This window comes from Pseudomonas sp. ES4 (assembly GCF_050586665.1).
Classification (GTDB): domain Bacteria; phylum Pseudomonadota; class Gammaproteobacteria; order Pseudomonadales; family Pseudomonadaceae; genus Aquipseudomonas; species Aquipseudomonas frederiksbergensis.
The window spans coordinates 80,080-106,442 of the sequence record NZ_JBOBDO010000020.1; the positions used below are offsets into that span (position 1 = coordinate 80,080).

General features: G+C 59.1%; 25 protein-coding genes. 11 read left to right on the plus strand and 14 right to left on the minus strand.

Annotation, left to right across the window (positions count from 1 at the left end):
- The first annotated feature begins 40 nt into the window (after nt 1-40).
- Nucleotides 41-487, plus strand: a complete 447-nt coding sequence (locus ACQ4OB_RS20835; RefSeq protein WP_430956367.1) for a winged helix-turn-helix transcriptional regulator — start codon at nt 41-43, stop codon at nt 485-487.
- A 39-nt stretch (nt 488-526) separates the two neighbouring features.
- Here ACQ4OB_RS20835 and ACQ4OB_RS20840 read toward each other — a convergent pair whose 3' ends face one another.
- Together ACQ4OB_RS20840 and ACQ4OB_RS20845 are read right to left on the minus strand one after the other, a co-directional pair.
- Entirely contained in the window at nt 527-1,678 is a 1,152-nt protein-coding gene (locus ACQ4OB_RS20840) for a M14 family metallopeptidase (RefSeq protein WP_430956368.1), read from the minus strand.
- A 483-nt stretch (nt 1,679-2,161) separates the two neighbouring features.
- Nucleotides 2,162-2,503 carry a DUF6124 family protein gene (locus ACQ4OB_RS20845; RefSeq protein WP_074878393.1) on the minus strand — a complete coding sequence of 114 codons (342 nt, stop codon included), beginning with the start codon at nt 2,501-2,503 and terminating at the stop codon, nt 2,162-2,164.
- Nucleotides 2,504-2,632: 129 nt separating this feature from the next.
- Here ACQ4OB_RS20845 and ACQ4OB_RS20850 point away from each other — a divergent pair, with 129 nt between their 5' ends.
- Entirely contained in the window at nt 2,633-3,280 is a 648-nt protein-coding gene (locus ACQ4OB_RS20850; RefSeq protein ID WP_074878391.1) for a LexA family protein, read from the plus strand.
- Nucleotides 3,281-3,319: 39 nt separating this feature from the next.
- Here the strand turns inward: ACQ4OB_RS20850 and ACQ4OB_RS20855 are convergent, their stop codons facing one another.
- Genes ACQ4OB_RS20855 through ACQ4OB_RS20870 form a run of 4 tightly spaced genes read right to left on the minus strand, consistent with a single transcriptional unit; the run spans nt 3,320 to nt 8,887 of the window.
- Entirely contained in the window at nt 3,320-5,275 is a 1,956-nt protein-coding gene (locus ACQ4OB_RS20855; RefSeq protein ID WP_430956369.1) for an acetyl/propionyl/methylcrotonyl-CoA carboxylase subunit alpha, read from the minus strand.
- Nucleotides 5,275-6,090, minus strand: coding sequence for a gamma-carboxygeranoyl-CoA hydratase (locus tag ACQ4OB_RS20860; protein WP_102616322.1), 816 nt, complete (start codon nt 6,088-6,090; stop codon nt 5,275-5,277). The genes ACQ4OB_RS20855 and ACQ4OB_RS20860 overlap by 1 nt, the downstream gene beginning before the upstream one ends.
- Nucleotides 6,091-6,103: 13 nt before the next feature.
- On the minus strand, nt 6,104-7,711 hold the full coding sequence (locus ACQ4OB_RS20865) for a carboxyl transferase domain-containing protein (RefSeq protein ID WP_430956370.1): 1,608 nt from the start codon (nt 7,709-7,711) through the stop codon (nt 6,104-6,106).
- A 12-nt stretch (nt 7,712-7,723) separates the two neighbouring features.
- The gene (locus ACQ4OB_RS20870) at nt 7,724-8,887 is read right to left on the minus strand and encodes an isovaleryl-CoA dehydrogenase (RefSeq protein ID WP_074878382.1); all 1,164 of its coding nucleotides are present in this window, start codon (nt 8,885-8,887) and stop codon (nt 7,724-7,726) included.
- Nucleotides 8,888-9,260: 373 nt separating this feature from the next.
- On the opposite strand from ACQ4OB_RS20870, the gene ACQ4OB_RS20875 reads away from it, so the two are divergent.
- Nucleotides 9,261-10,958 (plus strand): AMP-binding protein, encoded by a 1,698-nt coding sequence (locus ACQ4OB_RS20875; protein ID WP_074878380.1) that lies wholly within the window; start codon nt 9,261-9,263, stop codon nt 10,956-10,958.
- A 681-nt stretch (nt 10,959-11,639) separates the two neighbouring features.
- Here the strand turns inward: ACQ4OB_RS20875 and ACQ4OB_RS20880 are convergent.
- From ACQ4OB_RS20880 to ACQ4OB_RS20890, 3 genes are all read right to left on the minus strand, one after another.
- Nucleotides 11,640-12,539, minus strand: coding sequence for a hydroxymethylglutaryl-CoA lyase (locus ACQ4OB_RS20880; protein ID WP_430956371.1), 900 nt, complete (start codon nt 12,537-12,539; stop codon nt 11,640-11,642).
- Nucleotides 12,540-12,675: 136 nt separating this feature from the next.
- Nucleotides 12,676-13,077 carry a MerR family transcriptional regulator gene (locus ACQ4OB_RS20885; protein ID WP_074878375.1) on the minus strand — a complete coding sequence of 134 codons (402 nt, stop codon included), beginning with the start codon at nt 13,075-13,077 and terminating at the stop codon, nt 12,676-12,678.
- A gap of 195 nt (nt 13,078-13,272) precedes the next feature.
- Nucleotides 13,273-14,202 carry a LysR family transcriptional regulator gene (locus tag ACQ4OB_RS20890; RefSeq protein WP_008148497.1) on the minus strand — a complete coding sequence of 310 codons (930 nt, stop codon included), beginning with the start codon at nt 14,200-14,202 and terminating at the stop codon, nt 13,273-13,275.
- A gap of 165 nt (nt 14,203-14,367) precedes the next feature.
- Between ACQ4OB_RS20890 and ACQ4OB_RS20895 the strand changes: the two genes are divergently transcribed.
- The gene (locus ACQ4OB_RS20895) at nt 14,368-15,597 is read left to right on the plus strand and encodes an acyl-CoA dehydrogenase (protein WP_074878373.1); all 1,230 of its coding nucleotides are present in this window, start codon (nt 14,368-14,370) and stop codon (nt 15,595-15,597) included.
- A gap of 61 nt (nt 15,598-15,658) precedes the next feature.
- Here the strand turns inward: ACQ4OB_RS20895 and ACQ4OB_RS20900 are convergent, their stop codons facing one another.
- Complete coding sequence (locus ACQ4OB_RS20900) at nt 15,659-16,465, minus strand: TatD family hydrolase (protein WP_074878371.1); 807 nt, start codon at nt 16,463-16,465, stop codon at nt 15,659-15,661.
- Nucleotides 16,466-16,700: 235 nt separating this feature from the next.
- On the opposite strand from ACQ4OB_RS20900, the gene ACQ4OB_RS20905 reads away from it, so the two are divergent.
- From ACQ4OB_RS20905 to ACQ4OB_RS20915, 3 genes are all read left to right on the plus strand, one after another.
- Complete coding sequence (locus ACQ4OB_RS20905) at nt 16,701-18,122, plus strand: transglycosylase SLT domain-containing protein (RefSeq protein ID WP_102616319.1); 1,422 nt, start codon at nt 16,701-16,703, stop codon at nt 18,120-18,122.
- 103 nt (nt 18,123-18,225) lie between these two features.
- Nucleotides 18,226-18,660, plus strand: coding sequence for a DoxX family protein (locus ACQ4OB_RS20910; protein WP_074878368.1), 435 nt, complete (start codon nt 18,226-18,228; stop codon nt 18,658-18,660).
- A gap of 247 nt (nt 18,661-18,907) precedes the next feature.
- Nucleotides 18,908-19,216 (plus strand): class I SAM-dependent methyltransferase, encoded by a 309-nt coding sequence (locus tag ACQ4OB_RS20915; protein WP_430956372.1) that lies wholly within the window; start codon nt 18,908-18,910, stop codon nt 19,214-19,216.
- 18 nt (nt 19,217-19,234) lie between these two features.
- Here ACQ4OB_RS20915 and greB read toward each other — a convergent pair whose 3' ends face one another.
- Genes greB through ACQ4OB_RS20930 form a run of 3 tightly spaced genes read right to left on the minus strand, consistent with a single transcriptional unit; the run spans nt 19,235 to nt 22,954 of the window.
- Nucleotides 19,235-19,732 (minus strand): transcription elongation factor GreB, encoded by a 498-nt coding sequence (gene greB / locus ACQ4OB_RS20920; protein WP_074878365.1) that lies wholly within the window; start codon nt 19,730-19,732, stop codon nt 19,235-19,237.
- A 34-nt stretch (nt 19,733-19,766) separates the two neighbouring features.
- Nucleotides 19,767-22,271: an ABC transporter permease gene (locus tag ACQ4OB_RS20925; protein ID WP_430956373.1), complete on the minus strand. Its 2,505-nt coding sequence runs from the start codon at nt 22,269-22,271 to the stop codon at nt 19,767-19,769.
- Nucleotides 22,271-22,954, minus strand: a complete 684-nt coding sequence (locus tag ACQ4OB_RS20930; RefSeq protein ID WP_074878361.1) for an ABC transporter ATP-binding protein — start codon at nt 22,952-22,954, stop codon at nt 22,271-22,273. The genes ACQ4OB_RS20925 and ACQ4OB_RS20930 overlap by 1 nt, the downstream gene beginning before the upstream one ends.
- Before the next feature lie 10 nt (nt 22,955-22,964).
- Here ACQ4OB_RS20930 and ACQ4OB_RS20935 point away from each other — a divergent pair, with 10 nt between their 5' ends.
- From ACQ4OB_RS20935 to ACQ4OB_RS20945, 3 genes are all read left to right on the plus strand, one after another.
- The gene (locus ACQ4OB_RS20935) at nt 22,965-23,570 is read left to right on the plus strand and encodes an arylesterase (RefSeq protein ID WP_074878360.1); all 606 of its coding nucleotides are present in this window, start codon (nt 22,965-22,967) and stop codon (nt 23,568-23,570) included.
- A gap of 56 nt (nt 23,571-23,626) precedes the next feature.
- Nucleotides 23,627-23,920 (plus strand): hypothetical protein, encoded by a 294-nt coding sequence (locus tag ACQ4OB_RS20940; RefSeq protein WP_003226812.1) that lies wholly within the window; start codon nt 23,627-23,629, stop codon nt 23,918-23,920.
- A gap of 102 nt (nt 23,921-24,022) precedes the next feature.
- Entirely contained in the window at nt 24,023-24,994 is a 972-nt protein-coding gene (locus ACQ4OB_RS20945) for a L,D-transpeptidase family protein (RefSeq protein ID WP_074878358.1), read from the plus strand.
- Between the two features lie 125 nt (nt 24,995-25,119).
- Here ACQ4OB_RS20945 and oprI read toward each other — a convergent pair whose 3' ends face one another.
- Nucleotides 25,120-25,371 carry an outer membrane lipoprotei OprI gene (gene oprI, locus ACQ4OB_RS20950; RefSeq protein ID WP_002553018.1) on the minus strand — a complete coding sequence of 84 codons (252 nt, stop codon included), beginning with the start codon at nt 25,369-25,371 and terminating at the stop codon, nt 25,120-25,122.
- A gap of 638 nt (nt 25,372-26,009) precedes the next feature.
- On the opposite strand from oprI, the gene ACQ4OB_RS20955 reads away from it, so the two are divergent.
- On the plus strand, nt 26,010-26,297 hold the full coding sequence (locus tag ACQ4OB_RS20955; protein ID WP_008057026.1) for a GNAT family N-acetyltransferase: 288 nt from the start codon (nt 26,010-26,012) through the stop codon (nt 26,295-26,297).
- The last annotated feature ends 66 nt before the right edge of the window (nt 26,298-26,363 follow it).

Here is a 26,363-nt window from a genome sequence, read left to right on the forward strand (position 1 = left end):
TTTTATATTGCAACTACATTTGATGGATGTGAGCGCGCTCATGGCTAAACGTACAAGCATGGAAAACGCCGAATGCCCGGTTGCCCGTTCCCTGGATGCCATTGGTGATGGGTGGTCATTGCTGATCGTGCGCGATGCGTTTGACGGCATACGCCGGTTCGGGGAGTTTCAGCGCAGTTTGGGCATGGCCAAGAATATTTTGTCCGCGCGGCTGCGCACTTTGGTGGCCCACGGCATTTTCGACCTGGTGCCGGCGTCGGACGGCAGTGCGTATCAGGAATATGTGCTGACCGAGAAGGGCAAAGGCCTGTTCCCGTTGATCATCGGATTGCGCCAATGGGGCGAGGCGTTTTTCTATGAGGCAGGGGAGGCGCATTCGCGGGTGGTTGACCGACAGAACGGCCGACCGGTGCAGACGCTGGAATTACGTGCCGAGGATGGGCGCTTGCTGGGACCTGAGGATTGCCAGCGGATCGCTGCCGAGTGAGGCATGGCTGCATGCCGGACATGCAGCCATCGAGGGTGATCAGCGCAAGGTATCGACCATGTCAGCCACGGTCGTCAGCACATCCTTGCCCAATTGCTTCGAGCGTTTGCCAGACCAGCCGGTCAGCGCATTCGGCGCATCGTTGTTGTCCTTGAACGGCATTTCCAGGGTCAGCGACAGGCAGTCGAACTTCTCGCCAACGCTGTTGCACGCCAAAGTCATGTTGGCTTTGCCCGGTTCGTCCCGGGTGTAGCCGTGCTTGGTCTGGAAGTCCTTGGTCTGGCGCTTGAGATGACTGCGGAAGTGCTCTTCGAGTTTTTCGATCCGGGGCGTGTAGCCCGGGTTGCCTTCGCAGCCGGCGGTGAATACGTAAGGGATTTCTTCATCGCCATGGATGTCGAGGAACAGGTCCACGCCGTACTTTTCCATTTGCTGCTGAACGAACAGCACTTCCGGACTGATTTCCTGGCTGGCGCTCTGCCAGGCGCGGTTCAGGTCCTGGCCCATGGCGTTGGTGCGCAGGTGACCGTGGAAAGCCCCGTCCGGGTTCATGTTCGGCACTAGATACAGGTCGGCGCTGGTCAGCAGTTTGTTCAATATCGGATCGTCGTGATTTTCCAGGCGTTCGATCACGCCTTCCATGAACCATTCGGCCATGTGTTCACCGGGGTGTTGCTGGGCGATGATCCAGACCTTGCGTTGACCTTCGGCGCCCGTGCCTTTCCGCAGCAGCTGGATGTCGCGACCTTCGACGCTTTTGCCGGTGGCCAGCAGTTCGGTGCCAGCCTTGGTCAGCGCTTGCTCGATCAGCCAGTCATGACGGCCACGGCTGTAGGGTTCGAAGTAGGCGAACCAGGCGTGGGTGGCGGTGGCTTCAAGGCTGAAGCGCAGGCAGTCACCTTCGAAAATGGTCGGCACCCGGAACCAGTTGACGTGGTCGTAGGACGCCACCGCCTGATAACCATCCCAGGCTTTGTTGTAGGAGGACTTGCTGGCATTGTTCAGGCGAAACCAGTGTTCCTGACCGACGTGCAGACCGCTGGCCTTGAAGTGGAACCACTGAAAGTGCTGACTGCGGGTGTCTGGTTTGATCGCCAGCAGGGCTTGCAACGGATTGCTGATGTCCAGCACTTCAATATTGCCACTGTCGAAGTTGGCACTGATGTCGAATGAGGATTTGGCCACGGTCATAGTCGATTCCTGAATATGATTTTATGGCTGTTACTTTACACGTTGGGAAGGGAAAAACCGGGGGGAATTCTGGGTTGAGCGGGGGGCGTCCTCCATGACGCCGACGAAGCTTAGAGACTGTGCGATTGATTCTCAAGCGCTATTTTTGATTAGTTTGGGCCAATGATGCCGGGCTTCTGTTGCCATGGGACATTCTTTTGATATCATCCGCGCCATTCGAATTTGCTGCACTTAAAGACTTCATTAGCCTGAAGGTAAAGCCAGAATAACTGGCAAAAAAAAGACCCGGCAAAAAGCCGGGTCAAAAACCGTGATTAGCCTGATGAGGAGATAGTCCAGGAGACCGACCTAAGGTCACTTGGACAATCGACCGATCTCGCGACCAGCTGCATGCAATAATAATCATTCTCGTTTGCAAGTCAAATGTTTTTATCTGCGCGATAGGAAAGTTCTTTTCCCGTCCTCCTTCTCAGCACCCGCGTCTTATCCATTCTGATCGCCCTCCAGGGATCGATCCACCATCGCCCTGGCCATGTCGATCATGTGCACCGCCGAAAACGCCAGGTCCCGATGTGCGCCTTGCAGATTGCTGGCTGACTCGTACGCGATGGCGGCGGCACAACGCAGCAAATCCGTGGCATGGACCAGCGCTTCTTCGCTGCTGATGTTGCGGTTTACGTCAAAGAAACGTTCTTCGACCACTTCCTCTGAAACAGCTGGTTTCAAGTAATAATCCAGCGCTCGTTGCGCGGCAGCAGAGCCTTTTGGCGAGGTGAGGGAAGTGTCGATTTGCATGTCGGGCAGGTCGTTGCAGGGGATGGACATGGCGATGGCAAACTCCGTGATAGATTCAGATCCGTGAACCAATCCTAGTACGAACTGTATTTATGACGAGAGATTAAATACTACAATTTGTGTTTTGATGGCCGGAGGTGCCCACGTATCGTGCCGCACATGGATAAATGGATTGAATTGGTCAAGGCCAAGATGAGTGAACTCAAAGTCACTCAAGAAGTACTCGCAGATCGCCTCGGGATGTCCCAGGGCGGCGTGGGGCACTGGCTGAATAAACGCCGTCAGCCGAGCATCGAAGACATGAACCGTGTCTTGCGGGCGCTCGGGATGGATTTTTTGGAAGTGGCGATTGTGATCCGGGAGCCTTTAGTCCCACAGGACAACGAGATTTCGCTGACACAAAAGTACAACCCCTATTTCCGCTACCCGGTCAGTGACTGGCGGGCGCCTGTCGAGGTCCGCGACGGTGAACTGCCGGTGTATGGCAAGCCACGTTTCGAACTGACCGATTACCACGCCCAGGGTCCGGCATTCTGGCTGGTGGTGGTCGGCGATGCGATGACCGCACCCACTGGCATCAGCGTTGCCGAGGGCATGATGATCCTGGTGGACCCGGCCATCGTGCCGGAACCCGGAAAGTTGGTGATTGCCCACTGGCCGGACAGCACCGAGGCGGTTTTCCGCAAACTGATAGAAGAGGGCGGGCAGCGTTACCTGGTCCCGCTCAATCCGACGTATCCGAAAGCCCTTTACACCGAGGAGTGCCGAATTATCGGCGTGGTGGTTCAGGCGACCGCCAGGTTCTAATCAGATCGGTCCTCGCAAGGCGTAGGACCGATCTTCATTTCATGCGTCTTCAAACTCGACCAACGCACTGCCTTCGCTGACCATCTCGCCTTCCTGGCAATACAGTGCCTTGATCACCCCGGCGTGTGGTGCACGAATGCTGTGTTCCATCTTCATCGCCTCCAGCACCACCAACTGCGCCCCGGCTTCGACCGTTTGCCCGGCTTCCACCAATACCCGCACGATGCTGCCATTCATGGGCGCGGTCAGCCCGCCGTGATGGCTGTGGCTGGCTTCGACGGCGCTGATCGGGTCGTAGGACTCGATGCGGCGCAGTTCACCTTCCCATTGCAGATACAGCACCTCGCCCCGGCGGATTGCCCGATGCTGGCGGCGCAGGCCGTTGTGCTCGGTCAGCAGTTGGTCGCCCTTGAGTTGAGCGGTGTGGGCATCAGCGTCGCCCAACGTCAGCGCGCGATCCTGGCCTTCACAACTCAAATGCAGGGTGATTTCTGTCGGCAGTCCGGCCCGGAAACCATTGCTGTTGGCCCAAGGCGAAACCGGGTCATCGGCACGAGTTGTCCTCGGCTGGCTTTGGGCAAATGCTTGGGCGGCGGCTTGCCAGAATTCGTCACTGAGATCTGAGGCGACTGGCAGCAGCTCTTCCTGATAACGCGGAATGAACCCGGTATCCAGTTCGGCCGCAGCAAACGCCGGATGACCGACGATCCGGCGCAGGAAGTTGATGTTGGTCTTGAGTCCGCCAATGGCAAATTCATCGAGCATGCTCAGCAGCCGCAGTCGCGCCTGTTCACGATCCTCGCCCCAGGCAATCAGTTTGCCGAGCATCGGGTCGTAGAACGGTGAAATCTCATCGCCTTCCTCGACGCCGCTGTCTACCCGCCGTCCCGGACCATGCGCGGATTCGCGATACAGCTCCAGTCGACCGGTCGCCGGCAGGAAATCATTGCCCGGGTCTTCAGCATACAACCGCACTTCGATGGCATGGCCGATCAGCGGAACCTGATCTTGAGTCATCGGCAGCGCTTCGCCGCGGGCCACACGAATCTGCCAGGCCACCAGATCGAGGCCGGTGATGGCTTCGGTGACCGGGTGTTCGACTTGCAGGCGGGTGTTCATCTCCATGAAGAAGAACTCACCCCGCGAATCCAACAGAAACTCCACGGTGCCAGCACCGACATAACCGATGGCTTGTGCCGATCGCACGGCGGCCTCACCCATGGCGCGACGCAGCTCCGGGCTCAAGCCTGGAGCGGGTGCTTCTTCAACGACTTTTTGGTGGCGACGCTGTATCGAGCAATCACGTTCGTTGAGGTACAGGCAATTGCCGTGCTGGTCGGCGAAAACCTGGATTTCCACGTGACGTGGTTTGAGCAGGTACTTTTCCACCAGCATCCGCGAATCACCGAACGAGGATTTCGCTTCACGTTGGGCCGAGGCCAGGGCTTCGGCTAACTGGCTGACGTCCTCGACCACTTTCATGCCTTTGCCGCCGCCGCCTGCGGTGGCCTTGAGCAGCACCGGATAACCGATGCGTGCGCAGGCGTCGCGGAACGTGTCGAAGTCCTGCGCTTTACCGTGATAGCCGGGCACCAATGGCACGCCGGCGGTTTCCATCAAGGCTTTGGCTGCGGATTTGCTGCCCATCGCATCGATGGCCGAGGCGGGCGGGCCGAGGAAAATCAGGCCCGCTTCTTCGATGGCGCGGGCGAACCCGGCGTTCTCGGAAAGAAAGCCATAACCGGGATGAATCGCCTGAGCGCCACTGGCCTTGGCGGCGGCGATCAGTTTGTCGATTTGCAGGTAACTGTCGGCGGCTTTGCTGCCACCGAGGTCGACGCGGATATCCGCTTCGCGGCTGTGTCGGGCTTCACGGTCGGTGGCGCTGTGCACGGCGACGGTGGTCAGGCCCAGGGCTTTGGCGGTGCGCATCACCCGGCAAGCGATTTCGCCGCGGTTGGCCACCAGCAGGGTGGTGAGAACAGGTGCGCTCATCAACGCGGCTCCTTGGTGGTGGTTTCGGCTTGCCAGCTCGGTGGACGTTTTTGCAGAAAGGCTCGCAGGCCTTCCTGGCCTTCGGGGCTGACGCGGATGCGGGCGATGGCGTTTTCGGTGTAGCGGCGTAGTGCCGGGGTCAGCGCGCCGTGGCCGACTTCGCGCAGCAAGTCCTTGCTGGCGCGCATGGCGGCCGGACTGTTGAGCAGCAGGTTGTCGATCCACTGTTCGACTTTCTGTTCCAGCTCAGCGATCGGATAACTCTCCGACAACAAGCCGATTTCCCGCGCGCGTTGTCCGCCGAAACGCTCGGCAGTCAGCGCGTAGCGACGTGCCGCGCGTTCGCCGATGGCTTGCACCACGAACGGGCTGATCACCGCCGGGGCCAGGCCGATGCGCACTTCCGACAGGCAGAACTGCGCGTCATCGGCGCCGATGGCCATGTCGCAGCAACTGATCAGGCCCAGCGCACCACCGAATGCAGCGCCTTGCACCACCGCCAGCGTCGGGATTTTCAGCTTGGCGAGGTTGTACATCAACTCCGCCAGTTCCCGGGCGTCGTCGAGGTTGGTGTGGTAATCGAGTTCGGCCGATTGCTGCATCCAGGCCAGATCTGCACCAGCGCTGAAATGCTTGCCGCGTCCACGCACCAGCAGAAACCGCAGGCTGGTGTCGCTCGACACTTTGTCCAGCGCGAGGATCAGTTCGCGGATCATTTCGGCGTTGAAGGCGTTGTTCTTTTCTTCACGGCTGAGCCACAGGGTCGCAAAACCACGCGGGTCGGTCAGCAGTTCGAGGGTATTGAAGTCGCTCATGATTTTCTCCCGATCACATCCGGAACACGCCGAAGCGGCTCGGTTCGATTGGCGCATTCAGCGACGCCGACAAGGCCAGGGCCAAGACATCCCGGGTTTGCGCCGGGTCGATGACGCCGTCGTCCCACAACCGGGCGCTGGAGTAGTAGGGATGACCCTGTTCTTCATACTGGTCGAGGATCGGTTGCTTGATCTCGGCTTCCTGCTCGGCGCTGAAACCGTGGCCACTGCGTTCGGCCTGCTCGCGTTTGACCTGCACCAAAACACCCGCCGCCTGCTCGGCGCCCATCACACCGATGCGTGCGTTCGGCCACATCCACAGGAAACGTGGATCGTAAGCTCGCCCACACATGCCGTAGTTACCGGCACCGAAACTGCCGCCGATGATCACGGTGAATTTCGGCACCTTGGCGCACGCCACCGCGGTCACCAGTTTCGCGCCATGCTTGGCGATGCCGCCGGCCTCGTACTTTTGGCCGACCATGAAACCGGTGATGTTTTGCAGGAACAGCAATGGAATGCCGCGCTGACAGGCCAGCTCGATGAAGTGCGCGCCTTTCTGCGCGGCTTCGGCGAACAGAATGCCGTTGTTGGCGAGGATCGCGATCGGGTAACCGTGCAAGTGGGCAAAGCCGCACACCAGGGTCGTCCCGAACAACGCTTTGAATTCGTCGAACACCGAACCGTCCACCAACCGCGCAATCACTTCACGCACGTCGAACGGCTGCTTGGCATCCGCCGACACCACGCCGTACAACTCGTCGCTGTTGTAGAGCGGAGCGATCGGTGTGCGCTGCTGCACTTCGCCAAGCTTGCACCAGTTGAGGTTGGCGATGCTGCGCCGCGCAATGGCCAAGGCGTGTTCGTCGCTCTCGGCATAATGGTCGGCCACCCCGGAAATCTTGCAGTGCACATCGGCCCCGCCGAGGTCTTCGGCGCTGACCACTTCACCGGTCGCGGCTTTCACCAGCGGCGGGCCAGCGAGGAAAATCGTCGCTTGCTCGCGCACCATGATCGCTTCGTCGGCCATGGCCGGCACGTACGCGCCACCGGCGGTGCAGGAGCCCATGACCACCGCGATTTGCGGGATGCCCATGGCGCTCATGTTGGCCTGGTTGAAGAAGATCCGTCCGAAGTGCTCACGGTCCGGGAACACTTCATCCTGACGCGGCAGGTTGGCGCCGCCAGAGTCCACCAGATAAATGCACGGCAAGCGGTTCTGCTGGGCGATGGTCTGGGCGCGCAGGTGTTTTTTCACGGTCAGCGGGTAATACGAGCCACCTTTTACGGTGGCGTCGTTGGCGACGATCATGCATTCGACGCCTTCCACACGCCCGATCCCGGCAATCACGCCTGCGGCCGGAACGTCTTCGCCATACACCTCGTAAGCCGCCAATTGGCTGATCTCGAGAAACGGCGAACCCGGATCGAGCAGGCGATTGATCCGTTCACGAGGCAACAGTTTGCCCCGAGAGGTGTGGCGCTCTTGCGCCTTCGGGCCGCCACCTTGCTGCACTTTGGCGAGCAGGGTGTGCAGGTCGTCGACCTGTTTGAGCATCGCCGCGCTGTTGGTCGCGAACTCCGCCGAACGGGGGTTGAGCTGGGTATGCAGGATAGCCATGGACAGCTCCGTTTAGCGGGTTTCGTTGAACAGTTCGCGACCGATCAGCATGCGACGGATCTCACTGGTGCCGGCACCGATTTCGTACAGCTTGGCGTCACGCAGCAGACGACCGGCCGGGAATTCGTTGATGTAGCCATTGCCACCGAGAATCTGGATCGCGTCGAGGGCCATTCGGGTTGCGCATTCGGCGCTGTAGAGGATGACTCCGGCGGCGTCCTTGCGGGCGGTTTCGCCGCGTTCGCACGCTTGCGCTACTGCATAGAGGTAGGCGCGGCTGGCGTTGAGTTGGGTGTACATGTCGGCGACCTTGCCCTGGATCAGCTGGAATTCGCCGATGCTTTGGCCGAACTGCTTGCGGTCGTGGATGTACGGCACGATCAAGTCCATGCAGGCCTGCATGATCCCGGTCGGGCCGCCGGACAGCACAACGCGTTCGTAATCGAGACCGCTCATCAGCACCTTCACGCCGCCATTGAGCACGCCGAGGATGTTTTCTTCCGGCACTTCGACGTCGTCGAAGAACAGCTCGCAGGTGTTGGAACCGCGCATGCCGAGCTTGTCGAATTTGTTGCTGCGGCTGAAGCCTTTGGAATCACGTTCTACGATGAACGCGGTGATGCCATGCGGGCCTTTTTCCAGGTCGGTCTTGGCGTAGATCACATAGGTGTTGGCGTCCGGGCCGTTGGTGATCCAGGTCTTGCTGCCATTGAGGACGTAGTGGTCGCCGCGTTTATCGGCGCGTAGTTTCATCGATACCACGTCGGAACCGGCATTCGGTTCGCTCATGGCCAGGGCGCCGATGTGTTCGCCGCTGATCAGCTTCGGCAGGTATTTGCTTTTCTGTTCGTGATTGCCGTTGCGGTTGATCTGGTTGACGCAGAGGTTGGAGTGCGCGCCGTAGGACAGGGCGACCGAGGCCGAACCGCGGCTGATTTCTTCCATAGCGACGACGTGCGCCAGGTAACCCAGGCCCGCACCGCCGTATTCTTCCGGCACAGTGATACCCAGCAGACCCATGTCGCCGAATTTACGCCAGAGGTCGGCAGGGAACAGGTTGTCGATGTCTATCTGAGCGGCGCGCGGCGCGATTTCTTTGGCGACGAAGGACTGAACCTGATCGCGCAGCATGTCGATGGTTTCACCGAGGGCAAAGTTCAGGGATGGGTAGCTCATGGGTCACCTTTTGGCTTTTTTGTAGGGTCGGGAAGGCCGTGATTTGGTTCTCACCTTTACGTTAACGTAAGCCTGTGACGAATGGCTGTCAATCACCCTTTACGTTAACGTCAACTTGAGCGAGAGTAGAGCCAGTTCATAGAAGGCGAACAACCTCTGTGGGAGCACCTGTGGCGAGGGGATTTATCCCCGTTGGGTCGCGAAGCGGCCCCAAATCGGTGATTACGGTGTGTCAGAGAAGCCGTATTCACCGGGTTTGCGACTGCTTCGCAGCCGAACGGGGCGGTGCGACGTTTCGCTCAATCCCCTCGCCACAGGTCGCTCCCTCTGGGGGTCGCTGTAACACCCACTAATAAAGACAATAGGGGTCGTCATGGATCAACCCAGTGCAAGCCCGCAGCGTAGTTACACCCGTGGTTCCCAGGACAAAGCCTTGCTGGCGATGACCATCGGCCAGGCGTTCGATAACACCGTCGCGCAATACCCGACCGGCGAGGCGCTGGTCGTGCGCCATCAACAGTTGCGCTACACCTGGCAGCAACTGGCCGAAGCCGTGGATCTGCATGCCAAAGCGCTGTTGGCGCTGGGCTTGCAGGCCGGTGATCGTCTGGGTATCTGGGCACCGAACTGCGCGCAATGGTGTATCAGCCAGTTCGCCAGCGCGAAAATCGGCGTGATTCTGGTCAACATCAACCCGGCCTACCGCAGCTCCGAACTCGAGTACGTATTGAAGCAATCCGGTTGCCAATGGCTGGTTTGCGCCGGTGCCTTCAAGACCTCCGACTATCACGGGATGCTGCAGGGCCTCGTTCCCGAGCTGGCTGAGCAATCCATCGGAAAATTGCAGAGCGAACGCCTGCCGGAGCTGCGCGGTGTCATCAGCCTTGATGCTCAGCCGCCATCGGGTTTCCTGCCGTGGTCGCAATTGACCGATCTTGCGGGGAGCGTGTCGGCACAGCAGTTGAGCGAACGTCAAAACAGCCTGCATTTCGACCAGGCGGTAAACATCCAGTACACCTCTGGCACCACCGGCTTCCCCAAGGGCGCGACCCTCAGTCACTACAACATTCTCAATAACGGTTACATGGTCGGCGAAAGCCTCGGCCTGACCGCGAGTGATCGTCTGGTCATCCCCGTGCCGCTGTATCACTGCTTCGGCATGGTCATGGGCAACCTCGGTTGCATGACCCACGGCAGCACCATGATTTACCCCAACGATGCGTTCGATCCATTGCTGACCCTGACCACTGTCGCCGAAGAAAAGGCCACCGCGCTTTACGGCGTACCGACCATGTTCATCGCCATGCTCGATCAGCCCAAGCGTGCTGAATTCGATCTGTCGAGCCTGCGCACCGGGATCATGGCCGGGGCGACCTGTCCGATCGAAGTGATGCGCCGGGTCATCAGCGAAATGCACATGAGCGAAGTGCAGATTGCCTACGGCATGACGGAAACAAGTCCGGTGTCATTGCAGACTGGTCCGTCAGACGAACTGGAATTGCGTGTTACCACCGTCGGCCGCACCCAGCCGCAATTGGAAAGCAAGATCATCGACGAAGCGGGCAACCTGGTGCCGCGCGGCACTATCGGTGAGCTGTGCACCCGCGGCTACAGCGTGATGCTCGGTTACTGGAACAATCCGCAAGGCACCGCCGAGGCCATCGATCAGGCCGGCTGGATGCACACCGGTGATCTGGCGAGCATGAATGACGAAGGCTACGTATGCATTGCCGGACGCAACAAGGACATGATCATCCGCGGCGGTGAGAATATTTACCCGCGGGAGCTGGAAGAATTCTTCTTTACCCACCCGGCGGTGGCAGATGTGCAAGTGATCGGGATTCCGTGCTCGCGGTATGGCGAAGAGATTGTCGCCTGGATCAAATTCCATCCGGGCCACAGTGCTACCGAGCAGGAGCTGCAAGCGTGGTGCAAGGAACGCATCGCGCACTTCAAGACACCGCGTTACTTTAAATTCGTCGATGAGTTTCCGATGACGGTGACCGGGAAGATCCAGAAGTTTCGGATGCGGGAAATCAGTATCGAGGAATTGCGCGGTAATCACGCCTGACCACCATTCCTTGTGGGAGCGAGCCTGCCCGCGATGACGGCAGCACATCCAATATAGATGTCGACTGAACCACCGCTATCGCGAGCAGGCTCGCTCCCACAGGGGGGGCAGCGGAAATGGCAAACACCAGAAAGCACAAAGGGGAGCCGAAGCTCCCCTTTAATTTTGTCGTTACGTGCTCTTTTTTTATTATTGAGGGGCGGTCTGTTGTTGTTTTTGGAAACCGTGACCCTTTACCGCTGTTTTTGTCGATCCCCATCCGGGATCAAGAGCAAACGTATTTTTTTGAGCGCTGATCTACTTTTTCGCCAAGCGATCCAACCAGTTCGGGAGCTACCTGAAGGTAGTTTTATTGTTCTCTGCCCGGTTGCGGGTTACTCCGAAAAGCACCCTGAAAAGCACATCCTCTCCAAAAAAATCTGTTAGCTGCGTCTCTGCCGTGTTGTTTTTGTTATGTCAGAGTCGTTACGTCTTATTTTTATTAGGTTTGCCGCTTTTTTTGTTCTTGTTATGCCATAGAGATAGCAGAAGCCGTGCCAACTTTTAAAAATCCTTTAAAAACAATGATTTGTGATTTTGTAGGATTTTTCGTTCTGGCAAAACCCGACGATTTGTTTCCGTGTTACTCGCTTGCCCCCCACGTTTCAGACGCAGCGGTAACACCCGGACACATCCGCCCACTCACTGTGCGCTACGAGCCTTGGCCACGCGCGAACCGGTCGCTCGCCCCAGCACCGTGCAAATCTGCTGACCGGCCAGAATCAACGCGTCCAGGTCGATACCGGTTTCGATACCCAGGCCGTTGAGCAGGTAAACCACATCTTCGGTCGCGACGTTACCGCTGGCGCCCTTGGCGTAGGGGCAGCCGCCGAGGCCGGCGATGGAGCTGTCGAACACCGAGATGCCTTCCAGCAGGCTGGCATAAATGTTGGCCATGGCCTGGCCATAGGTGTCGTGGAAGTGCCCGGCGAGTTTTTCACGGGGTACATCGGCCGACACCACGTCGAACATCTTGCGGGTCGCGCCAGCGGTGCCGGTGCCGATGGTGTCGCCAAGGGACACTTCATAGCAGCCCATCGCGTAGAGCTCGCGAGCGACCCGCGCGACTTGCTCGGGCGCGACGTCACCTTCGTAAGGGCAGCCCAGCACACAGGACACGTAACCACGCACGCTGACACCGTGTTGCCTGGCGGCGTCCATGATCGGCACGAAACGCTCCAGGCTTTCGCTGATCGAGCAATTGATGTTGCGCTGGGAAAACGATTCCGACGCGGCAGCGAAGACCGCGACTTCCTTGACCCCGGCTGCGATGGCATCTTCAAACCCGCGCAGGTTGGGGGCGAGTGCACCATACGTCACCCCAGGCTTGCGCTGGATCTGCGCGAAGACGTCGGCGGAACCGGCCATTTGCGGCACCCATTTGGGCGACACGAAACTGCCGACTTCTATATAGCCGAGCCCGGCGGCGGTCAGCGCGTCGACCAGTTGCACCTTGTCCTCGACGCTGATGGGTTGGGCTTCGTTTTGCAGACCGTCGCGTGGGCCGACTTCGACCAGGCGAACGTGAGTGGGTAGGGACATAAGCAATTCACCTGTTCAGTTAGGGATCGTTCCCACGCTCTGCGTGGGAATGCCGCAATGGACGCTCTGGATGTGTGACGCTGAGCGTCACGGGCTGCATTCCCACGCGGAGCGTGGGAACGATCATTACGTTTGGTTATTGGATGAGTTCCTGGTTTTTGATGGTCTGTTCCAGCGCCTGGGTGCAACGCTCCTGCGCGGTGTCCAGCTCCAGCTTCATCTGTTCGATGTCGAGCATCTGCTGCTCCAGCTGTTCGCGGCGTTCAGCGATTTTGGTCAGCATGGTTTGCAGCTGTTTCTGATTGCCACCGGTGGGGTCATAGAGTTCGATCAGCTCGCGGCATTCGGCCAGGGAGAAACCAATGCGCTTGCCCCGCAGGATCAGCTTCAGGCTGACCTTGTCACGGGGCGAGTAGATACGCTCCTGACCGCGCCGCTCGGGGCTGAGCAGGCCTTGCTCTTCATAAAAGCGAATGGCCCGGGTGGTGATGTCGAGCTCGCGGGCGAGGTCGGAAATGCTATAGGTCTGGCTGCTCATGGAAGCGCTCGAAAAAGGTCATGGCGCTAAGCTAATGGCAGGTTGACGTTTACGTCAAGGGGCGTGGGTTTTTGCTGTCAGTGCCGGCCCCATCGTGAGCAGGCTCGCTCCTACATTCGACCGTATTCTTTCTGAAAGACCCGGGTAAATGCTGGAGTGAGCCTGCTCGCGATGGGAGCACCTCGGTCCAAAGTCCTACACCTTATCGAGCTTCTTCTCATGTGCCGTCACCTGCTGGCACAACTCGATCATCTGCTCGCGCATCCAGCGGTTGGCCGGGTCCTGGTCGGTGCTTTCGTGCCAATAAAGGTGGGTTTCTACCGGCGGCACATCGTTGACCGGCAGGTTCACCGAGTACAAATCATGGCGACGGGCAAAGCGTTCCGGCACGGTCATCACCATGTCGGTCTGCTGCAACACCTGGGATGCCATCAAGTAATGCTGGGATCGCAGGGCGATCTTGCGCTGGATGCCCATTTTGCCCAAGGCCAGGTCGACATGGCCCAGACCGCTACGGCGGCTGGAGATATGGATATGGGTCAGCGACAGGTAATCGTCGAGGGTGAACTTTTCTTTGCCTGCCAGCGGATGGCCCTTGCGCATGGCGCACACGTAACGGTCTTCCATCAACTTGACGTGGCGCACTTGCGGGTCTGTATTGAGCGGCGCGTCGACCGCGAAATCAAGTCGCCCGGCCGCCAGTTCCTTGGTGGTCTCGCGGCGCTTGGACAGGAAGCTTTCGATGATCACCGTCGGTGCCAGGCGACGCAGGCGCTGGAACAGCGGCGGCAGGATTACCGCTTCAGTGAGGTCGGTCATGCTGATGCGGTAGGTCTTGACCGCCTGCAACGGGTTGAAAATACGGCTTTCCTGCACCGACACCCGCAGCAGGGAGAGGGCGTTGCGCACCGGCCCGATAATGTTCTGCGCCATGGGCGTCGGGACCATGCCCTGAGCGGTGCGCACGAACAACGGGTCATTGAAGGTCTCGCGCAGACGGGCCAGGGCGTTCGAGACCGCCGGTTGAGTAATGCCGACAATCTGCCCGGCGCGGGTGAGGTTGGCTTCGGTGTAGATCGCGTCGAAGACGATGAAAAGGTTGAGGTCGACCTTGCTCAGATTCATTGCGCTGCACTCTTATTGTTGGGCTCTCGATCAGCCGATCATATATCGGTGATGAATGTTAATACACGCCGAGAATAGGCTAGGTAAATTTTCGTAGCTGTTCTAGCATCGATTGCATGACCTGAACAACTCATCAAAACCCTCAGTCAAAAGGTAGAGCTGCCCATGGATTTCGCTTATTCGCCCAAGGTGCAAGAACTGCGTGAGCGCGTGACCGCGTTCATGGATACCTACGTTTATCCCGCTGAAGCGGTGTTCGAGCGCCAGGTCGCCGAAGGCGATCGCTGGCAGCCGACGGCAATCATGGAGGAGCTCAAACTCAAGGCCAAGGCTGAAGGTTTGTGGAATTTGTTTCTGCCTGAGTCCGAACTCGGCGCCGGCCTGACCAACCTCGAGTACGCGCCGCTGGCCGAAATCATGGGCCGTTCGCTGCTGGGCCCCGAGCCGTTCAACTGCTCCGCGCCAGACACCGGCAACATGGAAGTGCTGGTGCGTTATGCCAACGAAGAGCAGAAGCAGCGCTGGCTCGAACCTTTGCTGCGTGGCGAGATCCGCTCGGCGTTCGCTATGACTGAACCGGATGTGGCCTCGTCCGATGCCACCAACATGGCCGCCCGCGCCGTGCGTGATGGCGACGAGTGGGTGATCAACGGCAAAAAATGGTGGACTTCAGGTGCCTGCGATCCACGCTGCAAGATTCTGATCTTTATGGGCCTGAGCGATCCTGACGCGCCGCGTCATGCGCAGCACTCGATGATTCTGGTGCCGGTGGATGCTCCAGGCGTGAAGATCGTTCGTCCGCTGCCCGTGTTCGGTTACGACGACGCCCCTCACGGCCACGCCGAAGTGCTGTTCGAAAACGTCCGTGTGCCGTACGAAAACGTCCTGTTGGGCGAAGGACGCGGCTTCGAAATCGCTCAGGGTCGCCTTGGCCCAGGGCGGATTCACCACTGCATGCGTTCAATCGGCATGGCCGAACGTGCATTGGAACTTATGTGCAAACGGGCGGTAACCCGTACTGCGTTCGGTAAACCTTTGGCACGTCTGGGCGGCAACATCGACAAAATCGCCGACTCGCGGATGGAAATCGACATGGCACGTCTGCTGACATTAAAAGCGGCGTACATGATGGACACCGTCGGCAATAAGGTTGCGAAAAGCGAAATCGCTCAGATCAAGGTTGTCGCACCGAACGTGGCCTTACGGGTGATCGACCGGGCGATCCAGATCCATGGTGGGGCAGGGGTGTCCAACGATTTCCCGCTGGCCTACATGTATGCGATGCAACGCACCCTGCGCCTGGCCGACGGCCCGGACGAAGTGCACCGCGCGGCGATCGGCAAGTTCGAGATCGGCAAGTACGTGCCTAAAGAAATGTTGCGTAGCAGTCACTAAGACAAGACCGCGACGCTTGTATCGCGGGCCTGATCAGGCTCGCGATAGCGTTGAGGCTGCATCAGTCAACAGCAGGCAACCCGTAGAATGCTCGCGCACACGCCGTGCTGTGAGCCGCCAGCTCTTCTTCGCTCTCCCCGCGATGCAACGCCACTTCCCGCAACACTTCGGTCAGATACGCCGGTTCGTTGCGACCATTTTTCGGCTTGGGTCGCAGGCTGCGCGGCAACAGATACGGTGCATCGCTCTCCAGCATCAACCGTCCCCGCTTGATCTCTTTCACTAACGGATGCAGGTGCGTGCCCCGGCGCTCGTCGCAGATCCAGCCGGTGATCCCGATGTGCAAATCCAGATCGAGATAACTGAACAACGCTTTCTTTTCGCCCGTGAAGCAGTGCACCACGGCGGCCGGCAACTGATCACGATAATCGCGAAGGATTTCCAGCAAGCGCTGGCTGGCGTCGCGTTCGTGGAGGAACACCGGCAGTTGCAGCTCGACCGCCAACTCCAAGTGCTTTTCCAGGACTTTTTCCTGCTGCGGGCGCGGCGAGAAATCACGATTGAAATCCAGCCCGCATTCACCGACCGCCACAACGTTTGGCTCCTTGAGCAAACTGCGCAGGCGCTGGGCGCTGTCGGCGTTCCAGTCGCTGGCGCTGTGGGGATGAATGCCGGCGGTGGCGAACAGCCGTTGAGCCGTTTCGTCCAGTTGCCGGCACAGTTCCAGCGCTTGCTCGCTGCCCTCGACACTGGTGCCGGTGAGCACCAATTGGCAGACCCCGGCCGCGTAGGCGCGGTCGAGTACAGCCTGGTGTTTGTCGGCAAAACTGGGGTTGGTCAGGTTGACGCCGATATCGATGAGTTGCATGGTGCTACCTCGGACCAAAGGCCGGAAAGCATATCAGAGCTGTAGATTTATAAGAAAAGCCAAGAACTACAATGAGTTAAAGCTGTCTCCTGATGCCGCGAGACAGGTCAGGGTGGCCGTGGTGCCATCACTGCGCCAGTCTTTCGCACTTTGCCAGCGCTCACGGCGCTCTGTTTCTGTCGTTCGATTTCATGAAAATTCTTGAAATCGGCCCAGTATTCTTTCTGGAGAGTGGATGACACGTCCCTCGGTTTTGCTACTGCTGTGTTGTTCGTTGCTGCTGCCGATGCCGGCAGTTGCGCGTCTGGCCGGGCCGCTGCAAGCCGTGCCTGCGGCGAAAGTCCGCGACTTGGCGGAAATTCGCAGCAGTCGGGTGTTGCGGGTGCTGGTCAACCAGAGCCGCAACAGCTCCGGCGAAGTCCAGGGCCAGGCCATCGGTGTTGAATACCACCGCTTGCGAGCCTTCGAGCAATACCTCAACGGTCACGCCCGTGACGGTCAGGAAATTACCCTCAAGATCATTCCCAAGGGCAAGGATCAACTGATCGGTGCGTTGCAGCGCGGCGAGGGTGATCTGGTCGCGCCGGGGGAGCTGCTGGACCTGCAACCGGGCCACGCGGTCAGCACCAGTGAACCGATTGCCAGCAACATCCCGTTGATATTGGTCGGGATCAAAGGCGAGCGACGTTACACCCGTCTCGAACAACTCTCTGGCAAAACCCTGGCGTTGCCCACCGGCAGTGCCGCCGGGGACGCGGTCAGCCAGATCAATCAAAAGCTCGCGTTGCTCAAACTGCCACCGGTGACCATCGAGTGGGTCGATCCCAGTCTGGCGGTCGAGGATGTACTGGAGATGGTTCAGGGGGGAATCTTTCACCTGACGATCGTCGAGCAACCCATTGCCGAACGCTGGGGCAAGATCCTGCCCAAGTTGCGTTTTGATCGGCAGGTGCTCATCAGTGAGCCTGGCGAAGAGTTCTGGTTCGTGCGTCGTGACGCCTCAATGTTGCGCGCGAGCATTGATCGCTTCCTGACGGGTTACAAAAAACCATCGGATCAGGATGCCGCGTTCCTGCGGATCTATCGACGTTTGTATCAAGTGCACTATCCATTGGCCAAAGCTGATCGACAGCGCCTCGAGAAACTTCGACCGGTGCTGCAAAAACACGCCGAAGCCCAAGGCATGGATTGGTTGAATCTGGCGGCCCTGGCATTCAAGGAATCGGCCCTGCAACCCAATGCCCGCAGTGGCAGCGGCCCTACCGGGCTGATGCAGATCACCCCGTCCGCCGCCCAACGGGTGGGGGTCGACAACATTCAGAATCTCGATGCCAATGTGCAGGCCGGGGCCAAGTACCTGGCGATGATTCGTCGCAAGTTCTTTGCCAGCCCCAAACTCAACGAGCGCGAGCGCATGGCGTTCGTGCTCGCGGCCTACAACATGGGGCCGGAACGGGTTCAGGGCATGCGTGCCGAGGCTCGTCGGCGTGGTTTGAATCCCAATCAGTGGTTCTTCCAGGTTGAACGCATCGCCATGGAACAGGTGGGAATGGGCGCCGTCAGCTATGTTAATAGCGTGAACAAGTATTACCTGGCGTTCGATCGGGAGCGGGAGTCGTTGGAGCCCCAGGGGCAGAAAGTTGCCTCACGCAAATAATCGAATAAACTGATTGTTATGGCGGATTAATTGCGCTTTTAACATGTGATTTACTGATTAATATAGCGGCCAACCAACACACACTGACAACGGATGACACAGCATGAGCACACTGATCAACAAGGTAATGTTTACCCGCGCCGGCTACGGCCTGACTGTCTTGCGGATTTTCGTCGGCATCATCTTCGCTGCCCACGGCTCACAGAAACTCTTTGGGGCGTTCGGTGGTTACGGTCTGGCGGGCACCGCGCAATACATGGAAAGCATCGGCCTGGCGCCGGGCTACCTGATGGCGACGCTGGCCGGTGGTACCGAGTTCTTCGCCGGCCTGGCATTGATCATTGGCTTGCTGGTTCGCCCAGCGGCCTTCGGCCTGACCTTTCTCTCGCTGGTGGCAATCTTCTCGGTGCACCTTCCTAACGGTCTGTTCATGGCCAACAACGGTTATGAATTTGCCCTGGCGCTACTCGGCGGCAGCATCGCGGTGCTGATCGAAGGCGCCGGCAAGCTCTCGGCTGACCGCGCTATCGCCGGCTGACCGCTCTGGCTCAATGAAAAGGCCCGCATTGCGCGGGCCTTTTTGTTGCTCGTCATTCTTGACACTGTCCGGTCAGCTTCTCTAGGATGCTGCCCATGCGCCGATTTAAACAGCTACTTGCGGGGCGCCAGGTGACTCATTCAGTTGCCGATAGAAGCTTGAAACAGGCTTCGAAATACCGCTAAAGCGCTGGTTCGGTGTTGCCTCTCACCTGCCATGCAGACTTTTGAGGCAGAGACACGACACAATGAATGCACTAAGCCCTGTTATACGCCCCGCGCCGATCACGGCACACCTCACCCAGCGCAATCCAAAAATCCTGCTTGGCGGCAAACATCAGCCGACACTCTTGCGTTATCTCGATGGCTGGCCGCGTCGCACCGGTGGGCCTGTGGCCTTCCTGATCCAGTTTGTCGAAGAGGGTGAATCGCTGGCTCGATTTGCCAGCGACAGTTTCGATCTGGCGGTGATTCAATCGCCCAGCCTCGAGGACGCACCCGAAGTGATCAAGCAACTGACTCGCGTTGCCCGACAGGGGCTGATTACCCGCCGTTGAGGTTTAGAGTGCTGCGGCTCAAAGATAATCGATAGCCACGATATATACGCACTGTTCACCGGTCGGTGTCTGAACCCGAACCTCGGCGTCCAGCGCCTTGCCGATCAGGGCGCGGGCCAGCGGCGAATCGATGCTGATCAGGCCCAGTTTCAAATCCAGTTCATCCGGCCCGACGATACGGTAGCGCGACTCTTTGCCGTCCTCGTCTTCGATTGTGACCCAGGCGCCAAAATAAACCTTGTTCGGATCGCTCGGTTTTTCGCTGACGACTTTGAGCGCTTCCAGCCGTTTGGTGAGAAAGCGCACTCGACTGTCGATCTCGCGCAGCATCTTTTTGCCGTAGGTGTATTCGGCGTTTTCCGAGCGATCGCCCTGTGCCGCGGCCTCGCTGACTGACTGTGTCACCTGCGGCCGCCGAACATGCCAGAGCTCATGAAACTCGGCCCGCATTCGCGCTTCACCTTCGGGCGTGATCAGCGCGGTGCCAGCGGGGCGGGGAGGGCGATAACGGCTCATGGCAACTTCTTGTGATAGAGAGAGCTTGAGTCTATCAACCCTCGCGCAAGACTGTCAGGGGGCTGGCGTTCAGCGCACGGCGCGTACCAAACACACCGGCTCCCCCGATCAGCACCGCACCGATCAGTGGCAGCACCAATAACCACGGATGGGGGTGCCACGGCAGGTCGAAGGCGTAGCGGTAGAGCACCATACTTACCAGTTCCGAACCCAGCGCTGCCAACAATCCGCTGACCGCTCCAAGCAAACCGAACTCGATCCGCCGGGCCTTGACCAACAGTTGGCGCTCGGCCCCTAGCGCTCGCAACAAGGCGCCTTGGCGAATGCGTTCATCGAGCGTCGCCTGCAAGCCTGAAAACAACACCGCCATCCCTGCCGCCAACACGAACAACAGCACGTATTCCACCGCCAGAGTTACTTGGGCGAGGATGCTGCGCAGCTGTTCGAGCAAGGCTTCGACTTGCAAGATGGTTACCGCGGGAAACGCCCGGGACAGATCCACGATCTGCTGATCATGACCGGCCGCCAGATAGAAACTGGTCAGGTAGGTCGCCGGCAGATCCTTCAGTGTGCCGGGCTGGAAGATCATGAAGAAGTTAGGCTGGAAGTTGTCCCAGTTGACCTCCCGCAGGCTGGTGACCTTTGCTTCGCGATTGACGCCACCCACGGTAAACACCATGTGATCGCCGAGCTTGAGCTTCAGGCTTTCGGCGACTTTGCCTTCCACCGATACGCCGGGAATGTCGTCCGGGGTCTGTTCGGCCCACCAGTTACCCGCAGTGAGTTTGTTGCCCGTCGGCAAATCCGCTGCCCATGTCAGGCTCAGGTCGCGCTGGATCGCTCGGTCGCCGGCCGAGTCCTTGCTGACGATTTCCTGAACCGGCTCACCGTTGACGCTGATCAGCCGTCCAGGTACCACCGGATAGAGCGGCGCCGATTGTGCCGACAGTTCGATCAGGCGATCGGTAAACGCCTGTTTGTCCGCCGGCAGGATGTTCAGCGCGAAATAATTGGGCGCGTTTTTCGGTAGCTGGTTCTGCCAGGTGTCCAGCAACTCGCCACGCAGCAATGCAATCAACGCCATCGACAGCAGAATCAAGCCGAAGGACAGGGATTGCCCCGCGGCCGCCAGTGGATGACGCAGCAATTGGCCCAGCCCGAGGCGCCACGGCAAAGAGGCGCGCGCCAGCATTCGGCGCAGACTCTTCAGGAGCAGCAACAACAAGCCGCCAAGGATCAGCGCTGCGATCACGCCACCACCAAGCAGGGCGAACGTCAGCAGCAGATCCAGGCTCAGACGCCACATGATCAGCCCAAGAGCGCCCAATGCCGCGCCGTACACCATCCAGGTGCTGGAAGGGATCGGCAACATGTCCCGACGCAACACCCGCAATGGCGGAACCCGACCCAGTGCCGCCAGTGGTGGCAAGGCAAACCCTGCCAGCGCGACCAATCCGGTGCCAATCCCGGCAATAGCGGGAAACAGACCGCCCGGTGGAACGTCGGTCGGTAATAAATCATGCAGCAGCGCGAACAGTCCCAACTGCGCGAACCAGCCGATGAGGGCGCCGCAGAAACTGGCGAGTAGCCCTAGTACCGTCAGTTGCAAACTGAACAGCACCATGGTTTCCCGTCGGGACAAACCCAGGCAACGCAGCAATGCACTGGCATCGAATCGGCGGGTAGCGAAGCGTGTCGCCGACAACGCCACCGCCACACCGGACAGCAGAACCGCCACCAGGCTGGCCATGTTCAAGTAGCGCTCGGCCTTGCCCAAGGCGCCGCCGATCTGTCGGTTACCATCGCGGGCATCCTGCAAACGCTGGTTGGCGGCCAGGCTGGGTTTGATCAATTGACGATAGGTTTCCAGCGCCTCGGCTTTACCGCGCCAGAGTTCGCGGTAACTGACCCGGCTGCCGGGTTGCACCACGCCGGTCGCGGCGAGGTCGTTGAGGTTGATCAGTACTCGTGGCGTCAGGCTGTAGAAATTACCGGCGCGGTCCGGCTCATAGGTCAGCACTCGCGCCAGTTTGAGAGTGCGCATGCCGACGTCGATGCTGTCTCCGATCTTCAGGTCCAGCGCAGTCAACAGTCGCGCTTCGACCCAGGCCTCACCGGGTTTCGGTCCGCCACCGGGTTCTTCCGGGGCGAAGGGCTCTGGGGCGCTTTTCAGTTCGCCGCGCAGTGGATAGACGTCGTCGGCCGCCTTGATGCTGGACAGCTGAATACCATTGTCAGTGGCGATGACGCTGGAAAATTCCACCACTTGAGCGTGTTCGAGGCCCAGCTCCGTGCCGCTTTTTATCTGTTCGGGTCGTGCGGGAGAGCTGCCTTCAAGCAGCAAGTCGGCACCGAGAAACTCGGTGGCACGCAGCATCATGGCGCCGTTCAGACGGGCGCCGAAGTAGCCGATGGCGGTACTCGCCGCCACAGCCACCAGCAAGGCAAAGAACAACACGCGCAACTCACCGGCGCGGGCATCGCGCAGCAGTTGGCGGATGGCAAGACTGAACAGGCGCAACAGCGGCAGGCGTGCCATTAAACCTCCAGGGGCGGGACGAGCAGGCCGGCGTCAAGGCGGATCAGGCGTCGGCAGCGATGTGCCAGGCGTTCATCGTGGGTCACCAGCACCAGGGTCGTGCCACGTTCCTGATTGAGCTCGAACAGCAGATCGCTGATGCGCTCGCCGGTATGGCTGTCGAGGTTGCCGGTGGGTTCGTCGGCAAACAGCACATCGGGCTCGGCGGCAAAGGCTCGGGCAATCGCCACGCGCTGTTGTTCCCCGCCGGAGAGCTGGCGGGGCGAATGGGTCAGGCGTTGGCCCAGTCCGACGCGTTGCAGCAGTTCGGTGGCGCGCGCACGGGCGTCCTTGCGCCCATCGAGTTCCAGCGGCAGCATCACGTTTTCGAGAGCGTTGAGGCTGTCCAGCAACTGGAATGATTGAAAGACAAAACCCACGTGCTCGGCGCGGATGCGCGCCCGTTGGTCTTCATCGAGATTGCTCAGGGCTTGACCCGCGAGCGTGACTTCACCGCTGCTCGGCAGATCGAGACCGGCGAGCAGGCCCAAAAGGGTGGATTTGCCCGAACCGGAGGCGCCGACGATGGCCAGACTGTCGCCCTTGTTCAGTTTCAGGCTCAGTTCGTGCAGGATAGTCAGTTCACCTTCCGCGCTGGGAACCACTTTGCTGAGGTTCTTCGCGGTGAGAATGCTTGCGCCCATGGAGAATCCGATGCGTGTGTGGTTTTTGAGTGCTGGCCTGGCCTTGATGTGCATGGCCCAGAGCGCAGCGGCGGGTACTGTCCTGATCGTTGGCGATAGTATCAGCGCGGGTTTCGGGCTGGATACCCGGTTGGGATGGGTATCCCTGCTTGAGGACCGGCTCAAGCGCGAAGGTTTCGACGATAAGGTAGTCAATGCGTCCATTGGCGGCGACACCAGTGCCGGAGGCCGGGCGCGCCTGCCCGCGCTGCTTGCAGAGCATAAGCCTGAGTTGGTAATCCTCGAGTTGGGCGGTAACGATGGCCTGCGCGGATTGCTGCCAACACAATTGCAACAAAACCTTGCAGCAATGATCGACAGCTCCCGCGCCAGTGGCGCCAAGGTGCTGCTACTCGGCATGCAATTGCCACCCAACTACGGTGTTCGTTATACCGAGGCCTTCGCGAAGGTCTACAGCACGTTGGCCGAGGAGAAAAAGATCCCCCTGGTGCCGTTTTTTCTCGACGGCGTAGGCGGTCATCCAGACTTGATGCAAGCCGACGGCCTGCACCCGACTGTCGGGGCTCAGGGCAAGTTGCTGGAAAATGTCTGGCCTACACTGAAACCGCTGCTTTGACGCTTTTCTAGCGGCGGTGTTTCGGCTAAGGTGGCGCCCCCGATTTGGAGCCCCCGATGCCGCGTCCTGCCTGGTCACTTTTTGCCTACCAACTGATCGAGCCTGACGAACAGCTGGATCTGTTTGCCTGCCAGGAAGTGCGGGTACATCTGGTGACCCGTCAGCTGGAGTTGGGCGGCTCGGCGGACCGGACCTTGTGCGGCAGCCTGTTGCCAGCACAACCGCGCTGGTCGAGCGTCGATCGCCGTGTGTTCCAGGACCAGCGTCTGTGCTCGCTGTGCCGGGCCATTCTGGAATCGCAAAAACGCGGCACCTCGCCGATCTGGCCGGAACTGCGTTTCGAGCTTTAGAATCCGATAGATTGCTTGCTATCGGTCAACTCCCCGAATTTCCAGATGCCGGTGTACAATCCCGTTTTTATACCCTTGTCGATCATGCGAAGGATTTTCCGGATGTTGCCGCGCTTTCCTGCCGTCACCCGCTACCTGTCTCTCGCCGCCCTCTGTGTGGCGGGTCCCGTAGCAGCATTGGAGCTGCCCCTGCCACCGCCCGGTGAAGACATCATCGGTCAGGTCCAGGTGATCAAGGCCAAGTACGAAGATACCTTCGCCGACCTTGGTACCACCTACGATCTGGGCTATTCGGAAATGGTCGCGGCCAACCCAGGCGTCGATCCATGGCTGCCGGGCGCTGGCACCGAAGTGGTGCTGCCGACGCGTTTCATCCTGCCACCTGGCCCGCGTGAAGGCATCGTCATCAACCTGGCCGAGTACCGCCTCTATTACTTCCCCAAAGGCCGGAACGTGGTGTACACCTTCCCGCTGGGTATCGGCCGTGAAGGCTGGGGCTCGCCGATTGCCCATACCAGCATCATCGCCAAGACGCCGAACCCGACCTGGACCCCTCCAGCGTCGATCAAGGCCGAGCACGCCGCCGATGGCGACCCGTTGCCGAACGTGGTGCCGGCCGGCCCGGACAACCCTCTGGGGCCGTTCAAGTTCACGTTAGGCACGCCGGGCTACCTGATCCACGGTTCGAACAAGAAGTTCGGCATCGGCATGCGCACCAGCCACGGTTGCTTCCGCATGTTCAACAACAACGTGCTGGAAATGGCGAGCATGGTGCCGGTAGGCACGTCGGTGCGCATTATCAGCGACCCGTACAAGTTCGGTGTCAGTGGCGGCAAGGTGTACCTGGAAGCACACACGCCGCTGGACGACAAGGGCAATCCCTCTGTGGTCGACAAGCACACCGCGGTGATCAACGCGATGCTCAAGCGTGAGGACATCACCAACAACCTGCGCATGGACTGGGATGTGGTCCGCGACGTGGTTGCGGCCGAAGATGGTTTGCCGGTGGAAATCGGAGTGCCAAATGCCTCGGCGCCGATGGTGACGACTGCGCCGATCGACCCGCTGCAGTAATGCAATGAAAGGAACCCGCCGGTGCTGACTGCCTCGGCGGGTTTTTTATTGCCGGTATGAAATAGCGGGCAATAAAAAAGCCGACCCAAAAAATGGGTCGGCTTGATAACAATCCCGAAGGACTATTACTTGCGGCTAGCTTTGTCCAGCATGCGCAGTGCACGCTCGTTAGCTTCGTCAGCAGTCTGTTGTGCTTTTTGAGCAGCAGCCAGAGCTTCATCAGCTTTACGGTAAGCTTCGTCTGCACGAGCCTGGGAGCGAGCAGCTGCGTCTTCAGTAGCGGTCAGACGTGCTTCGGTTTCTTTCGATACGCTGCTGCAACCGGTAGCCAGAACTGCGGCCAGAGCCAGAGCAGAGAATTTCAGAACGTTGTTCATCGTGTTCCCCTTCAAGGACTTTCTATTAAGTTAGCTGTCTCCTCAGAGTGAGGAAATAGCCGGCGTACATACTACCCATTACTTGTCGTAAGTAAACTGACGTAAAGCAAGAAGCCAAAAAAATTGTAGGCGTTGATTCTTTTTCGAGCAACTTTTAACTGCATTGTTTAAAAAATACCCAGCTGGGAGGCCCGAGCTGAGCGAGCCGCCGAAGAAAAGTTCCGGCGCCACGGCTCTTTTCCGAATCTTGGCTAAAGTCTGTCTAGATGGATTCGTCCACACTTTTGTACGGATTTTGCGTGGCGTCTCTCATATCTTTCTCCATGTTGAGGTGACTTTAACAAAGGGCGCTCGTCTTAAGTCTCAACATCCGGCAATGTTCAGGCTGTCGATCTTCAGAGATCTTGGTCGAGCCGTCTCTGCGTAACCCGGAGCAGTACCCCCCGCACTTAGCATGATGACGAGCGTACCTTGAGCATTTCTGCCAATGGTGCCTACTATTTGATATGTGCTCGGTTGCGCGAGATGGGTGCAGTTCTTCTCGGTGTCCATTCAGGCACGGGGTGGCGTAGATGTTCCTTCGCCGGAAAAACATCGGTAAGGTAGGGGTCAGAATTCCAGACCCGCGAGGAGTAGTGATGAGCGAGGCGTTGTCCATCCACCATGACCAGGCTGGTCATCAGTTCGAGACCAATGTGGACGGTCATCGTGCCTACCTGACCTATATGGATCTGGGGAAACAGACCCTGGATATCTATCGCACCTTCGTGCCCAACGCGCTGCGTGGCCGCGGCATTGCGGCAGCCTTGACCGAGAAGGCGTTGGAGTACGCTGAGGAAATGGGTTACACCGTCATTCCATCGTGTTCCTACGTGGAGCGCTACATGGAGCGCCACCAGCGGCATGCAGCCAAGCTGAGCCAGTAAGCTTCATAGAATCGAACGCATAAAAAACGCCGGGTCATTGCCCGGCGTTTTTTTGTACGGCGAAAA

Bases quoted from the DNA above. Each gene is read 5' to 3' on its own strand.
- ACQ4OB_RS20915 (WP_430956372.1), top strand. From the start codon at position 18,908: ATGAATGCACTAAGCCCTGTTATACGCCCCGCGCCGATCACGGCACAC.
- ACQ4OB_RS20850 (WP_074878391.1), top strand. From the start codon at position 2,633: ATGGATAAATGGATTGAATTGGTCAAGGCCAAGATGAGTGAACTCAAA.
- ACQ4OB_RS20890 (WP_008148497.1), bottom strand. From the start codon at position 14,202: ATGAATCTGAGCAAGGTCGACCTCAACCTTTTCATCGTCTTCGACGCG.
- ACQ4OB_RS20865 (WP_430956370.1), bottom strand. From the start codon at position 7,711: ATGGCTATCCTGCATACCCAGCTCAACCCCCGTTCGGCGGAGTTCGCG.
- ACQ4OB_RS20840 (WP_430956368.1), bottom strand. From the start codon at position 1,678: ATGACCGTGGCCAAATCCTCATTCGACATCAGTGCCAACTTCGACAGT.
- ACQ4OB_RS20925 (WP_430956373.1), bottom strand. From the start codon at position 22,271: ATGGCACGCCTGCCGCTGTTGCGCCTGTTCAGTCTTGCCATCCGCCAA.
- ACQ4OB_RS20910 (WP_074878368.1), top strand. From the start codon at position 18,226: ATGAGCACACTGATCAACAAGGTAATGTTTACCCGCGCCGGCTACGGC.
- ACQ4OB_RS20895 (WP_074878373.1), top strand. From the start codon at position 14,368: ATGGATTTCGCTTATTCGCCCAAGGTGCAAGAACTGCGTGAGCGCGTG.
- ACQ4OB_RS20945 (WP_074878358.1), top strand. From the start codon at position 24,023: ATGTTGCCGCGCTTTCCTGCCGTCACCCGCTACCTGTCTCTCGCCGCC.
- greB (WP_074878365.1), bottom strand. From the start codon at position 19,732: ATGAGCCGTTATCGCCCTCCCCGCCCCGCTGGCACCGCGCTGATCACG.
- ACQ4OB_RS20905 (WP_102616319.1), top strand. From the start codon at position 16,701: ATGACACGTCCCTCGGTTTTGCTACTGCTGTGTTGTTCGTTGCTGCTG.
- ACQ4OB_RS20835 (WP_430956367.1), top strand. From the start codon at position 41: ATGGCTAAACGTACAAGCATGGAAAACGCCGAATGCCCGGTTGCCCGT.
- ACQ4OB_RS20845 (WP_074878393.1), bottom strand. From the start codon at position 2,503: ATGTCCATCCCCTGCAACGACCTGCCCGACATGCAAATCGACACTTCC.
- ACQ4OB_RS20860 (WP_102616322.1), bottom strand. From the start codon at position 6,090: ATGAGCGACTTCAATACCCTCGAACTGCTGACCGACCCGCGTGGTTTT.
- ACQ4OB_RS20935 (WP_074878360.1), top strand. From the start codon at position 22,965: ATGCGTGTGTGGTTTTTGAGTGCTGGCCTGGCCTTGATGTGCATGGCC.
- ACQ4OB_RS20940 (WP_003226812.1), top strand. From the start codon at position 23,627: ATGCCGCGTCCTGCCTGGTCACTTTTTGCCTACCAACTGATCGAGCCT.
- ACQ4OB_RS20885 (WP_074878375.1), bottom strand. From the start codon at position 13,077: ATGAGCAGCCAGACCTATAGCATTTCCGACCTCGCCCGCGAGCTCGAC.
- ACQ4OB_RS20930 (WP_074878361.1), bottom strand. From the start codon at position 22,954: ATGGGCGCAAGCATTCTCACCGCGAAGAACCTCAGCAAAGTGGTTCCC.
- ACQ4OB_RS20875 (WP_074878380.1), top strand. From the start codon at position 9,261: ATGGATCAACCCAGTGCAAGCCCGCAGCGTAGTTACACCCGTGGTTCC.
- ACQ4OB_RS20880 (WP_430956371.1), bottom strand. From the start codon at position 12,539: ATGTCCCTACCCACTCACGTTCGCCTGGTCGAAGTCGGCCCACGCGAC.
- ACQ4OB_RS20870 (WP_074878382.1), bottom strand. From the start codon at position 8,887: ATGAGCTACCCATCCCTGAACTTTGCCCTCGGTGAAACCATCGACATG.
- ACQ4OB_RS20855 (WP_430956369.1), bottom strand. From the start codon at position 5,275: ATGAGCGCACCTGTTCTCACCACCCTGCTGGTGGCCAACCGCGGCGAA.
- ACQ4OB_RS20955 (WP_008057026.1), top strand. From the start codon at position 26,010: ATGAGCGAGGCGTTGTCCATCCACCATGACCAGGCTGGTCATCAGTTC.
- oprI (WP_002553018.1), bottom strand. From the start codon at position 25,371: ATGAACAACGTTCTGAAATTCTCTGCTCTGGCTCTGGCCGCAGTTCTG.
- ACQ4OB_RS20900 (WP_074878371.1), bottom strand. From the start codon at position 16,465: ATGCAACTCATCGATATCGGCGTCAACCTGACCAACCCCAGTTTTGCC.